The sequence below is a fragment of the Ruegeria marisflavi genome (assembly GCF_025673445.1).
Classification (GTDB): domain Bacteria; phylum Pseudomonadota; class Alphaproteobacteria; order Rhodobacterales; family Rhodobacteraceae; genus Ruegeria_B; species Ruegeria_B marisflavi.
This window is the reverse complement of record NZ_JAOVQN010000045.1, coordinates 1-13745: the sequence shown is the minus strand read 5'-3', so window position 1 is coordinate 13745 and position 13745 is coordinate 1. Positions and strand designations below refer to the sequence as shown.

Genomic DNA, 13745 nt, shown 5'->3' with positions numbered 1-13745 from the left:
GCGTGTTCACATGGGTCAAATCTCGGTGGAAAATTATGGGGCTACCGGGTCACTTCTCAGCAAAAATCAACAACACAACTTCGGGACCACCTTCCAGCGCTGAGCGCGTGGCTTCCGCATTGCACGCAAGATCCCCACGTGCGATCTCGATGACGGTCTTGCCTGATGCCCTCAACCGCTCCAGATACGCCGCTTCATGAGCATCGCCTTGCTTTTGCAGCAGTACTGCATCTTCGGTGCTCTCGCCTGGTTCGGGCCCCTCGCCGCGCAAATGCATCAAGTCGAGTGTTGTCGCATGGGCACAGCCCATGAACCGCATCAGGTCGGTCGCAGAAAAAAGGATGTCGCCGTCGAGATTCCTCATGGTCGCCTTGTAATCGTGAATGAGCGCAACCCAGAGCAGAATCGTCTCGTCAGGTCACAGGTTCTTCAATAACCACGTTGGGTGTCAATTCCTGTCGGACAAGGCGCCTCAAAAAATTGAATCACTTATGACTTGACCTCACAAGGGTTCAACCGATCGACCGCTCGCCTCTCGCACTATCCGAAGGCTTTTCGGCGCTATTAGGGAAGAAGGTTTACGGGACGTTCTGGGCAGAATTCACTGGAAGTGAAGTATTTCCTCACACATGTGGGTCTCGATTTCGGTTCGGGGTCGAATGAAGGAGTGCTCAACCACATGGCACCTGTGCGGGAGCTGTTCGACTTTGAGGATCTGGATTTTGACGAGATCATGCAGCGCGACATTGATGATGCGCGCGTGATCAAGCAGAAAGACAACCGTTCACCTCACTCGCTGCGGATCTTCAATGTCGAACTGGATCAGTTTGAAGATCGGATGAAGATCACCACGCCTATCGCTCTGACCGGTGTGAACCATGTCTATTATATAATCGAGCATCTGATGCTGAATGACCGTGACAGCGATGTGAGTGTGGCCCGTCCTAGAGTCGGCAAGTTCTATAAACGCCAGGACCTTGATACATACGGGCTGATGCAGCGGCTTGATGGTCGCAATTTGTTGGGCGCTGAGATGGCCGACAACACCCGCCGCAAATCCTTCTCGGTGAAGGCGGCAAACACGCTCGCAACTAGCTTTGAGGAGCGATATGGCCGCTACGTCGTATCGACCTTCGAGCGTTTCAAACCTTTTGAGGTCCATAGCCGGGCTGTCCTCGCGCTAGAGACCCGCCTTGATACTAACGAGGATCGCAAGTTGCGCCCAATCCTCTTTGAGGGCCAAGGGATCAGCCGCGTTTTTGAAGCACATCGTGAAAGCCTCAAGCAGCGCCTCGACAACAATGAGTTCGAGACCGATGTGCCGAAGATCGAGGAGCTCAAACGTAACCTTGACGCGACCGCAAGCCGCATGGAAGTCGCTATCGATGGCTTCCGTCAGGAACGAGTTGAGCTATATCTCAAGGACCTCACCGATAAGGGCAAGCTTAAGCTGGATGGTGAGTACCATCCCAATGTCATCCGGCTCCTGAATTATCTCTACGAAAACATCTTTACGACAGTGGCATTTCAAACCGCCCTGGTGTGCACCTTCTTTGGTGAGCTTGAGCGAGCTGAGAAGCAGCTGAGTGCGCAGGCGGGCGGGGAGGCGACCCTGCTCGCCCCGGACATCGTTGAGGCGATCCTGGACGGCACGCAGGGGCCGGAGGTCACACTGGCGAAGTTGCTGGAACCGTTTCCATCGGACTGGTGGGAGCAGCGAGCGGCCCGCGCTTAGCCGAGGCCTGGGGTCCAGGGGCCGTTCAGATGGATACGGCTTAGTTTCCCGCCGGAGCTCCCACGAATCGTTCCGGGCAAATTTCATCCACGACTCTGCGCACAGCCCCAGCCACCTGATTTGCGGACCTCAGCTCGCATTCCCAGACGACGATTACCCTCCATCCCAAACCTTCGAGCTGTTCCCTAGTCCGCGCATCGCGCACGACATTTCGGTCGAACTTCTCTACCCAAAACTCAGTATTGGTCTTTGGCGTGGTGGCGATCTTGCAACCGCTATGGCGGTGCCAGAAACAGCCGTGAACGAAGATAACAGTCTTATGGCGCGGCAGGACGATATCAGGCTTGCCTGGTAAGCCCTTGCTGTGGAGCCTGAACCTGAAGCCTATGGCATGCATAGCGCGACGCAGTGCAATTTCCGGCGCAGTGTTCGATGAGCGGATCCGCGACATTCGCTCCGATCGCTCCGAAGGGCTCAAGAAATCGACCACCGCGTCGTCCTACTGCTCACCACCTACCCGGGTCCGTATGTGCTCGAAGAATGGGTAGCCCCGTATGAATTCGCCTGGACTATCGAAGGACTTGTAAAGGCATTGGTGGTTCCCCAGGCCCTTTATGCGCTCCGCCATTTCGGCAGCGGTAGCAGACAGGCCCAGAGCCGACAGTTCGGCTGTTGTTACGTTGGGGACTTTATGAATGAACCAAGTTAGTAGTGGCTCCCGGTAGTCGGTGCCACCAGCTTTGAAATGCCGAAGGTACTGGGAGGCCAAGATTACACCGGTACCGAATTCACGCCCCTGAAGCAGTAGCTTTCTCAGCACGTCAAACTCATAGCGCATGATGTTGTCGGCTTCGTCGACAAGTAAGTAGGAATCGATTGCTCGCAGCTGCGGATCCTTACCAAGAAAGGGCCGCTTGGGGGTCCGGAGCATGTTCTCATAGAACATGTTCAGTAGTACGGCGACCAGCATGTTCTTGCTGTGGTCGTCCTGACCAAGAGCATCAAGCGCTATAACGACGACTCCGTCGAGGAAAGTGTCGAACGGTACAATTTTTGATTGATCTTCCTCGAAGATCTCCATGTCGAGCATGTCGCCGATGATCGACATCGGGGAGTCGGGCTTGCCGTCGACAATGTCGTGGTAGGCGGTGTGGACCTCACGCAGTGTAGGGGGATTGTTTGAGGCTGCTCCATCATAGGCTTCCTTGACTGCACGCTTTAGTTTGTCACGCTGCACAGTGCCAATCCCAGAATAGATCTTTCCTAGCACATCCGCAAAGAACCGGAACCGATCAAACCATGGTGCAGGTACGTCGCCGCTAGTACGAGTGTCGAATAGGTTTAGGGGTATGCGGTGAGGCCGGACGACCCGGGCCCCAGTGGCGGCGACGAAGTCGTCGCTACTGTAGTCCCGCTTGTAGTCGAAGATGAGGAATCTCGGTGGATGCCCGCGGTTCTCTGGACCTGACGACGCGATTTGGGCGATCAGGGATTTCAGCAGCTGTGTTTTGCCAGTGCCGAGGTCGCCCACTACACCGATGTTGAGCTGGTTGAGGCGAGTGTCCGATATGTTCAACTGGAGGTCGCGGGGGCGAAAGCCATCGATCGTCTTCCCGACATCAAGTATGACACCCTTGCCCACGAGCTCTGGGAGTCGCTGGTGGCCTTTTCCGCGCAATGGTTCGGCGGGCGAAGGCGTTACCTGGAGATCCTCGCTAGTCACCCCGACCCGATCTTGCACCCCGGCGGGCGCTGCCTCTTCGGGAACATCTGGGGTGGCCCGAGTTTCAGCTTCGGGCTCTGGGCCTGGCATTAGCTGCCAGTCGTCCAGCCGTGCTCGAACCGTATCGTAGAACGTAGCCGGGTCGCCAGCCACTACCTCACCGGCGTCCCCGCGACCGATTACTATGGTCTCCTCAAAGCCATCATTGTCGAAGTCCTGCGGCTTGCTCGAGGGGTTGTCATCCAGAATGATCAGTCGCCCGCGAGTATCGACCTCCACGCAGTTGCTTTCGTCGAGGATTGCGCGCGCAATTCGCTCGTGGAACTCGGACCATCGTGCAGTGTGGCCGACGACGTCAGGATGTTGACTGTACACGCGCAGCCCAAAACCGATCATCGAAAGAAGCAAGTGCTGGTAAGCAATGGCCCAAAGCCGGGGCTGTTTGTCGTGGCGCTGCATTGCGGACAGGAGGTGTGACAGCGCTTTTGCTTGGTCGAGCGCCTCGACTGCCTCGTTAGGGCTGAAACGGGAAGTTGGCCGGCACTTTACTTCGATCGGCGTGATCTTAACCCGGACATTTCCGCCCGAGAGATCGATGCCAACAACGACAAGGTCTGGCCGAAGTTGCGTTAGGTCGCCCCGTTCCTTTCCGAGAGCCCGGCAAAGGTCCCCAATGTATCCGCGAAACGGATCGACGGGCACGACAATCGCAATGGTGGCGTCCTCGGCCGTTCCCCCAATTACAGGCAAGAGTCCATCGCATGTGTGATGCTTGCCTCGGAAGCGGTCCTGAAGGAGACGCACGCCCACGAATATTCCGAGGTCCCCCGTTGCCCCACTGTCGTCGCCCGCGAGGCCCTTTATGGTCGGGATACCGCGCCGCGCGACTTCCAAAAGGACGTCCTGCACTTTCTCTGGGTCCAGTTTGTCGCAATCAGGTAGCCGCGCAAGCGCGAGCGACAGCGAGTCCCGGTCCGCGTCGGTAACCTGGGACAAAAGGTAGTAGCCATTCGTGTCACCCGCTCTATGGGAGTAAGACGGTAGGTCGAAGTCCCAAAGATAAGCACCTTCGAGCCAGCCACCGAGGAAGCAAGCTGGGTCGATTGCCGCCGATGACACTGCGACGAAGTCGGTACGGCGCTCCCTGAGCATATGCTGGATCTCGTGAACGTTTGGCGCGAACTGCAAGCCCGTACGGAGTGACCCTAGGTTCTCAACCGCGGAAAGCAGGGCTGCAACTTTGTCGAGCAGAATATCGCCAGTGGGTTCGGATGTAGTCGACTGGCGAGACTCGGCGAGGAACGCACCCGGCAGTTGCCTTCTGACGCGATGCCTGATCATCCCCCCAGCGCTGAGAGGCGTACGGCCGTCCATGCTCTCTGAACGGGGCTCAGACATATCCAACTGGGCGATGATGCCAAGGTCCGGTACTGCGCCCTCGGGTTGGCCGGAATACCACCGGACACTATTGCCGGTGTCCTCCGACAGGTTCGAGAGCGTCGCCTCATCTGGCCGTGAACCTTGCGGGCGGTCGTCAAACACCTCTACGAACCTGGGGCCGACGGCCCTGCTCCTTGGCCTCCGGGAATCCTCCTGAAACCGCGAGGCGCACCATTCCACCAGCCCTTCATTGCACGCATCCGTAGTTCCGCCCGCGCTTGAAACTGCAACTGCTACGACAGGCTTCGCCGAAAGCAAGTCGGACACGTCGTCGAGGGCGCGCATGACTTGCGCGGCACTGAACCCAACAGAGATTCCCCCGACTTTGATGCCGAAGACATCGCCGAATGGTGCTTCCAGCGAGCGCTCCGGCAGCTTCTCTAGTTCTCGCCCGTTCCAAAGAACAGACCAGTAGTCAGTGCCGTTCTCGACCGCTATAAAGTTTACTTGGTCAACACCGGCGGGCGACCGAAGGTGGAGAGACAGAATATCTGGCACGCAATCGGGATCTAGGACGCTTGCAGCTGGGCAAGGTTTCCCAGCCTCGTCCGCCTCGACGAGGATGCGCTGGGCCGCGACATGCCAGCCTACGCGCATTGGGTGCATGGGCGAGAGCAAGATTGCGACCGGCTCGCGCGCGAGGCTTCGCCGGCTGGCGTCTAAACTCGATATTGCTATGACGTCTGCCCAGCAAGCAACCTCTGGATCTGACGCGATCCACCTATGGTAGGCATCCACGTATCTTTCGACTGCCGATGCAAACTGATCGTCACGCAGCGCCCACTCGCCCAATCGTGCAGTCTCGAACACTCCCGATTGGTCTCCGTCGCCGCGAACGTATTCCGCAATCTCCTCACGGGCATCCAGAAATTCGGATGGAGGGTTGAATTCAACTGGCGCCGGACGGGAGTCTTGAATGAACGCTCCGCGAGAGAGTATTGGTCCGCTGCCGGTGTTCCAGTTGGGCGGCGACCAGTGCTCTCCATAGTCTTCCGCCAGAACAATCGGCTGGTATGACGACCGGATCGCTTCAGGGGAAAGAATCCAGTCTTGAAGCATCGTCGATCTGACGGCACGGTTCACGGTGATAACAGCCTTGGCATCGAAGCCTTCCAACTGGCGCCGGTTAACCTTGATTAGGCGTTCGAACTCGCTTCGGCAGCCCACCTCTGGGACATCATCACAAGTAATAAATGTGCGGCAAGTCTCGCGCGTGAGTTTGCCATCTTTCCCAGCGCGCGAGAAACGCAGGTCAAGCTGACAGTTACCATCGGCCTCTATTTCCGACCGGTAGACTTCGGGCGTTGCCTGCCGGAGGGTGACAAGTGTTGGTGTGCTTGCATTCCCATCTCCCTGATCGGCCGAGACATAGGCCGATACATCGATAGTAACGCCAGGTGAAACAAAAACGAGCAACTCGTACCGCCCAGGTCCCGGTACGCTGAGGCCTGCCTCCCAGTCAGCTCCCGTGCCTCTGCCACGCTTCGCAGGCTTGCGAGGTGGTGAAAACTTGCGGGCAAGCCGGCAGGCCACAACAATTCCTGGCTGCCATGTGGCGAGCGAAACAACTTTGATTGACGCGGGCTTGAAGCCCTGCGCCATCGCCCTGTAGGTCAGCGGCAGCTTGTGGGTTGGCGGTGTCGGGTCGGATAGAGTTTCGACGCTGCCTGAGGCCACGTCCCCGATCAATCCATTGCCTGCAGCGGGCGTACGGTTAACCCCGATCCGGCTACCGTTTGAATCGCCACCGTTTGTCTCTATCCGCAGATCTACCTGACCAGACACAATCACGGGCATGGACTTGCCTAGCGCCGCCAGCGAATTGCTGCAGGTCATGGCGATGTCACCGTCAGGATCGCCGTCAGGCGATCCCTCTGCCAACAATTCAGTCCATTTTTCGACGTCGAGAGCGACCCACCAATCAGGCACCGCCGGCAAGGCAAGTTGTCCTGCGGGGCGGTAGTAGGCGGGCGTTGCCCGTTCGAACGTAGTAGCAACCTCACAACCTGAGCGGACGTGCTCCAGATAAGCCGCAAGATGTCTCTGGTCCTCATCGCTCGCGCCGTCTGACAGCCGCTCGACGCTCCTTCGAAAGCCCTCTGACATTGCCTCGGCAATACCTTTGAGTGTTCCGATCTGTTCCCTGGCAGCAAGCACGCCGTTGCGCATCGGCGGGAAGCCGCATGCAAGGCTGATGGCCACGCCAGGCTGGAGACCTGAGGCGGCATCGATGGAAAACAGACGCGAAAGTACCCGCCAAGCGCCCTCGCGGGGTGAGTTCCCGGCTTCCACTTCGTCGGCCGCCCGCGCTGCAGCCTCCACTAGCCGCCTGCCGTCCTCGACAAGCGCGTCGGGTACGCCAGCTTGGGATAACGCTTGCACTACAAGGCTTTGGATGAAGCTGTCGTCCCACCAAGCTTCAAAAGTCGTGTTCCCGCCGTTGTTGCTTTCAGCAACGCCGAACTTGTCTGTGGTGCTGCCGACCGACAGGATGCTGTGCTCGCCAGGGGGTATGAGCGCTACGAAGCTCGCTGACCTCGGCAAGTTGCGAAGATCAAGAAGGTGATCCTCGTCGCACCAGCCAGATACCCCAACGGCTGGATTGCCCTCCGGAAGCTCTTCGCGCGGGACTTGCAAGAGAAACGGCAAGTCTTTCAACGCTATGCTCTCCGGCTGCCTGATAAGATCTTCGAAAACTTGAAACATCAGTTCGTGCGGCGGCCCAAGGAATATCAGGCGTATTTCGCGGGCGCCTTCGTTGGTTGCGCTAGCACCGATCCGCGATCGGATGCGATCTGCCAGTGCGGATGCTAACCTGTTCATTCGGTGACCCCTTTATTGGTGTTTGGGCGGAATGGCGGGACCAGCAGCATGCCGCTCTCAGCGTCGGGGCTATCCAGAACCAAACCTAGCATCCGGAGTTGGTGGCCAAGCTCGTTCTGGGGGATGTCGCGATGGTCCATCGCGACGCCGTACTGGGCTAGGTGTTGCGCTAGCCTATGCACCGAGCGTGGACCCGCGACGCCAGCGAGCGAGCAATGAACGAGGGCAATAATCGCGACCGGTCCGGGCGAGACAACCCATGGGCTATTTGTGTGTGGTCCTTGCTTGCGCAGCAAGTATCCCTGATCATAGCCTCTGAGGCGTGGGTTGGCTGTCTGGCGCTGTTGAAGGCTGTAGGTGACGAACTCGTTTATGTTCGACCCTATGCCCTTGCGGCATAGGAGCGTTCTAGTCTCACGGTCGACAAGATCATCAACCGTATCGCGGATTTCCGAGGAGCGAGCGCCCGTGCAAAAGCTACGAACCTGATCGCATACCTCTACTAGTCCATTGGCAGATCCTAGCACATTGGCTGGCGCCGCCCCGGCTTCCTCCAGAGCCCAAAGGGTCGCGTTGATTCCTAGTCTGGCCGTGAGGTAACGGGAGATGCTGTCCCGGATTCCGGGTAGCGGCTTGTTCGAAAGCGGCAAAAACGAAAACCGATCAGGATACATGCGTGCACGGGCGTCGGCCGCGGATCTTGGTCCAGTACCATTCAGCGCTTCAGAAAGACACGTCCAGACGCGCGAGTGCACCTCGCAGAGCCATACGACGTGTGCCACTGTTCCGAGGCGCAGTACGGCCTCAAGGAGGCTTGTCCACTGTCGCCGTGTCAGGAGGTCCTTTGCCGCGATTACTGAATTGAGGTCTTGCACAAACTGGCGTGCAGGAAACGCCCCGCCGCCTACATCCGGGCAGTCTGGCATCGCTTCAGGCGGAGCCGGCACGAATTCCCAGTTGGGCTCCGGCAGCCATGCCTCCACCTCCGATTGAAGGAAGCGGGCGAAGATGTCGTCATCGTCGCAGACTGCAAGCGCTTCGAACAAATACTTCCACGTCTCTTCCGCTGCTGATCGGTTTGGTGAACCCAGCCAGATCATTCGTCGGACCAGAGTTCCGGGAGTCCACGGGTTACCTGCTAGCCTTGGCGAGCCTGAAAACAGGGCCAGCTGTGGCACTAGAGGTGTGACTTGTAGGAAGCGTTTGGAGGACTGGTTCGACCGTTTGGGACTCTCGAGTACCGCGTTCAGCAGGGTGTCGAAAGCGTCCGGATCGAGCGTCCCGCTGGATGGTTTGGATGCCTTTTCGCGCGCTTTCCTGATCTGCGCTTGCAGTCTGGTGCCTTGCGGGGGCACGGAACGCTCGCTCACTCCGGGCAGCCCGATGACCCGATAGAGTGACGACAGGACCACTTCGGAAGTCGCATACTCCGGGGCTGGCGACATTGCCAGCGCGCCTTTGCCATAAGCAGCATGCGACTTGCCCCAGGGAGCGTCCCGGAAGTCCGCGAGGCTCATGGGCGATTGCTCCTGCCGACCATACCGAATCCTAAGCGCCTTTTCTCAATCGTTACGCCGCTGCCTAACCGGATTTCGGCACGACGAAGAACATTAGCATCCCGTACGATTGGGCCAGCGAGGCGTGCGCCTGTGGTGTCGAGTAGCGCGAGCACTGAACGCGGGAGTGAGGCATAGGACATGCCTCGCTCGATATCCTTGACCGCTTTGAACAAGTCATAGGTCAAAGCAACGTCTTGCGCGGAATTACCCTCTCCCACCTCGAGAAAGCGCAATGGAGCCGCTGGTCGCCCGTCCGCGGCGGCGTTAGCGGGCTGCACGTGCCGCCTCGGCACGACGAGCAATGCCTGCACGTTCGAAGGAGGAAGCGGCTGGCCAAAGGTTGTAGTCAGGGAGACCTCAAACTCCTGGTTTTTGTTGAGCAAAAGCTCAATCTCACGTGCTACTTCGAACAGGCTGTCGTCTTTTTTGTCTTCCACGACAGCCTGAAATTCACGCAGGACAGAAGCATCAAGGACGGTCATTGTGCGAGCCCCGATTGACCTTCGCACCAGCCGACAGGAGAAGTCGCGCACCACCCTTTGGACCCGGGTCGCAGTCGCGGGGCGCTTCTTGCGAACATCCTGCCGAGAAAGAAAGGTATCCAGTTCGGCTAGTCGGCGCAGGAGCTCGACCTCAAGCGCCGTTAGGATTCGTGACTTGCGAACATGCTCCAAGCCCTCGGCGACTGAGCGGCTAAAGCGCGTATCGATGTCGCGGAGCCGGTAGCTCGTGTTGCGACTTACCTCGACAGTGGTGTCGGGGGAAGCGAGAGCGGGGTCGAGAACGCCCGAGAAGCTATCCAACACCCCTTCGATCATAGTAGGCAGGTAAGGAGATCGCCTGAAGCTCAAGAACCACTGCAATCCCATTGCGGTGTTGTTGTCTTGAAGCCCAAGCTCCTTGATGTCCTTAAGCAACGACGGCCCGGCCTCTCGGTCCCAAAGGTGAAAAAGCGCATGATGGTACTGGCCAGCAACTAGCTCGAAGATAGCCGAGGAGGTCCTCGGCGACGGCTTGGCCTTGCGGACGGCCTGCTCGTCTGCAACGGACAGGCTTGCGGCCCAGGCGCACGGCATGAGGTCTGTCTCCCGCGTCTCGTGGCGGTGGCCTGCGAGCAGATACGAGAAAAGAGAAAATAGGTCACGGAAGCTCCAGCGCTTACCGCTGCCAAGTTCATACCAGCGCAACATTGCGAGCAATCCTGTTTGCTCGCGAGGGTGCGAGAGCTGTTCCCGGCTGGTGCAAAATGGGCATCGCTGACCAGCCTCGCACTCGCCATAAACGGGCCACAAGCTCGTTTGGAGCGCCTGTCGGAGGACCTGCTCAGCTGGAGGCGGATCCCCGTCATCCGTGGAAACCAGCAGAGACTCCATGTCCATCGGCCAGACGGCGATGCCCGGGTATCCACCAAGGGGCCAGCATGATGGCGCGTCGGGAAGAAGGCTGACCGCCCGGGTTACACTTTCCAGCAATCTGCGCGATACAGACTGCTCTGTTTCCGCGGCCAAGATAAGCGCATCGTCTAGCACACCGCGGTTTACGCAACAAAGATACAGCCCCGTCGCGCCGTCGGCGAGCGCGCTACCAAGTTCCTGAAGCAACAGCTCAGCTGCTGACTTGCCCGTGGCGCCGGCAACAACGGAGGCATCTTGCACGATCGACAGCGCAAGGCCTCCGCGTGGTGGGCGAGCCAGTCGACCTGCGTCGACGGAGACTATACGAGGCACCTTGCCCTCTGTAGGACTAAATCTGCTCGCGAGTTCCCCTATTAGGGTACCTCCGCAATTAAGCGAGGCGTCAATCCATCCCATAGTCGTCTCGATCGCCTCGGTCTTCCCGTTGCCGGGACCGCCTACGAGCAGGACCACGCGTGGTGCCTCTGGGACTCCCCTGCCAACTTCGGCGCACCACTGTTCGAGCTTGGCCAGAAGGTTCGTCTTGAAAACTCGTTCGCCCGGTCGGCCACTAGACTCATCGAAGGGACGGCGCACGCCTCCTGACCGGTTGCCGGCCCAGTCAAGAAGCTGAGCGGGAAATCGCGGAGCAAGCATACCTTCAGTCATGCGCTACTCCGCTGCCGTTACGGTGCGCAGCTCGCTTCCTGCAATGACTGCCTTTGCAAGCTCAATTTCCTTTAGCGCCTGCGATACCGCCATCCCGATCACACGCGCCAGATACGGTGGTACGGCATTGCCGACTTGAGTGTACCGTGGGCACTCACGTGTCCGCCGGTCGCCCCCCGTCGTGTATTTACCCTTAAACACGAACCAATCAGGGAATGACTGAATGCGAGCACTTTCTCGCACAGTAAGGATCCTTGGCTCTGAATAATGCAGTACATCGTCAGGCAGGGTCGTAATCGTCGGCGCCGGTACAGTCGGGGACATCGGGTATATTCGGTGCTTCTTGAGACCATATCCGAGGCGCGCCTCATCGTTCATCCGGACGCCCTTGCGGCATTCCAGGAGTATCCGGGCAAACCTTTGGCGAACTTCATCTCGATGGCGCGCTAGCCGCATGCTGTTAGGAGTGCCCGAGGCGCCCTGACGCATGAGCTCTTGGTAGGTCGTCATAGCTGAGCGGGGAGTAGCCTGAAAAAAACCACGCGGCGATTGGGCATCTGTGCAGGAAACCATTGGGCGATCTCCAATCTCCAGGTCGGAGATCGCATCTGCGGCAGAGATGACCTCGCCTATCCCGAACTCCCGCAGCTGCTGACACCTTGCTTCTTCTAGCAAAGCAAAGACGCGATCAATGCCGCCAGAAAGAAATGGCGAAAGATCTTTTCGTATGCCGATGGCGATAAGCCTGGAACGCTTCTGCGGCACTCCGAAGCGGGACGCGTCTAAGAGTTCGGCTTTCACCACATAGCCGGCAGTATCGAGACTAGCAGCCAACTTCTCGTAAAAGGATTGCTTTCGCGGCGAGCGCCCCGATTGCAGGTCAACCACCGCTCCACTTTTATGGGCCACCTGCATGCCTGGCACGTTTTCAAGGACCAGCACGTTCGGCTGCAGGGCTTCAACAGCTTCAACATACTTGTTGAAGAGTAGGTTCCGGGGATCGTCCTCTATCCTCCGTCCAGCGAAGCTAAATCCCTGACAGGGGGGACCACCGGCTAGAACCTCGACCTCACCCCTCAGTTGCTCGAGTTGTTCCTTATGCTCTCCGAGGACCTCGTCAATACCCCACGCCCGTTGGTCCAACCATGACGGCCAAATGAAGCGGTAAGCTTCTGGCGAGTCATCCCCAATGAAATTGGTCGAGAACGTCTCAAATGCCATCTCGTCGCGCTCAATTGCAAAGAGGCCACGCATCCCCGCCAGGGAAAGCCCGAGGGAAAGCCCTCCACAGCCAGAAAACAGATCCACAAATTTTCGCGCCTGCTTGACCTCATCATACTCGCCTGCTTCCCTGCCGAGGGGTTCGCCCAGCTGCCCATCCCCAGCCGAGCCCCCAAGCCCGATCAGGTCAGGCGGCAATCCATCCTTTTGTGCCTGCTTGGCCACTACTTCTTACCCTCAACTTTCCCGCTGCTTGACAGTCGCTGCGTCACTCAGCGTCGTCAGCCGTTCGAACTCTTCCACGGCCACGACCACCACAACCGGGCGGCCGTGTTTCTCGATCACCACCGGTTCGGCTCGGGCGGTGTCGATGAGCAGGCCGAACTGATGCTTCGCGTCCCGTGCGGACATGGCCTTCATGGCATTGCTCCCCGCTTTGGGTCACAATGAACAAAAGAGGCCGATATCACAATCAGGAAGTCGCGAGATCGACGGCCATTTCTGCGAAGGACAAAGGATACGTTGATGCGCCAAGTCTTGGTGAACGGGCGTTGGATCTCAGGAACTTTTAGTGAACGCCACTGACATCGAAGTGCATAGCGGCGACGCTCAATTTCTGCTGTCTTTCCAGTACTTTGAAGATAATTCACCAAAACGGCGCAGTCATGAGGTCGAAAGAATACTGGCCCCAAGAGACCGTTTCCGGACCACCTGGCGCCGGGGCCAGTGCTCAGCCGCACCCGCAAACTCCTTTGAAAAAACGGAAAAATCTATCCGCAGCCGGATGTGGAGAACGCTTTCGCGAGGGCAAGTGGCGGACCAAAAGGGGTTCGAATTGCAACGTCGTATTTCATGAACATTGCTTGAACCAAAGTTAACCAGATGGATTTTATGTTTTTTGGTGTAAGCAGATATTGCATGGCGCCTGGACCGAAGGTTGCGGCAAGCTTTAAAAAAGGTGTACCGGGTAGGGTTGGGCTTGGGTCGAAGTAGATCAGAACAGTTGCTCGATCGGACACCAGCCGGACACAACAAAAAAGGCCTCGAGCTGGTTTTCGCTCAGAGGCCTTGTTTTCTTGGTTGCGGGAGTAGGATTTGAACCTACGACCTTCAGGTTATGAGCCTGACGAGCTACCTGGCTGCTCCATCCCGCGCCGGTTTTTTTTTGAGATCGTGTTAGA

Annotated in this window: 9 protein-coding genes and 1 tRNA gene; 2 read left to right on the top strand and 8 right to left on the bottom strand. The window is 58.1% G+C overall.

What is annotated here, in order from left to right:
* Positions 1–49: 49 nt before the first annotated feature.
* A complete protein-coding gene (locus OEZ49_RS22570) occupies positions 50–364 on the bottom strand; it encodes a hypothetical protein (RefSeq protein ID WP_263390401.1) in 315 nt (104 codons plus the stop codon).
* A gap of 315 nt (positions 365–679) precedes the next feature.
* Between OEZ49_RS22570 and OEZ49_RS22565 the strand changes: the two genes are divergently transcribed.
* The gene (locus tag OEZ49_RS22565; RefSeq protein ID WP_263390402.1) at positions 680–1735 is read left to right on the top strand and encodes a hypothetical protein; all 1056 of its coding nucleotides are present in this window, start codon (positions 680–682) and stop codon (positions 1733–1735) included.
* Positions 1736–1775: 40 nt separating this feature from the next.
* On the opposite strand, the gene OEZ49_RS22560 is transcribed toward OEZ49_RS22565, so the two are convergent.
* The 6 genes from OEZ49_RS22560 to OEZ49_RS22535 form a co-directional block, all read right to left on the bottom strand.
* Positions 1776–2225 (bottom strand): very short patch repair endonuclease, encoded by a 450-nt coding sequence (locus OEZ49_RS22560; RefSeq protein WP_263390400.1) that lies wholly within the window; start codon positions 2223–2225, stop codon positions 1776–1778.
* 9 nt (positions 2226–2234) lie between these two features.
* Positions 2235–7721 (bottom strand): ATP-binding protein, encoded by a 5487-nt coding sequence (locus OEZ49_RS22555; RefSeq protein WP_263390399.1) that lies wholly within the window; start codon positions 7719–7721, stop codon positions 2235–2237.
* Entirely contained in the window at positions 7718–9238 is a 1521-nt protein-coding gene (locus OEZ49_RS22550) for a hypothetical protein (RefSeq protein ID WP_263390398.1), read from the bottom strand. The genes OEZ49_RS22555 and OEZ49_RS22550 overlap by 4 nt, the downstream gene beginning before the upstream one ends.
* Positions 9235–10881 carry a hypothetical protein gene (locus OEZ49_RS22545; protein ID WP_263390397.1) on the bottom strand — a complete coding sequence of 549 codons (1647 nt, stop codon included), beginning with the start codon at positions 10879–10881 and terminating at the stop codon, positions 9235–9237. The genes OEZ49_RS22550 and OEZ49_RS22545 overlap by 4 nt, the downstream gene beginning before the upstream one ends.
* A 465-nt stretch (positions 10882–11346) precedes the next feature.
* Positions 11347–12789: a DNA cytosine methyltransferase gene (locus OEZ49_RS22540; RefSeq protein ID WP_263390396.1), complete on the bottom strand. Its 1443-nt coding sequence runs from the start codon at positions 12787–12789 to the stop codon at positions 11347–11349.
* Positions 12790–12801: 12 nt separating this feature from the next.
* Entirely contained in the window at positions 12802–12984 is a 183-nt protein-coding gene (locus tag OEZ49_RS22535) for a type II toxin-antitoxin system Phd/YefM family antitoxin (protein ID WP_263390395.1), read from the bottom strand.
* 151 nt (positions 12985–13135) lie between these two features.
* Here OEZ49_RS22535 and OEZ49_RS22530 point away from each other — a divergent pair, with 151 nt between their 5' ends.
* Positions 13136–13420: a hypothetical protein gene (locus OEZ49_RS22530; RefSeq protein WP_263390394.1), complete on the top strand. Its 285-nt coding sequence runs from the start codon at positions 13136–13138 to the stop codon at positions 13418–13420.
* 221 nt (positions 13421–13641) lie between these two features.
* Here OEZ49_RS22530 and OEZ49_RS22525 read toward each other — a convergent pair.
* Positions 13642–13718: transfer RNA gene (locus tag OEZ49_RS22525), tRNA-Met, on the bottom strand.
* Positions 13719–13745: the final 27 nt, after the last annotated feature.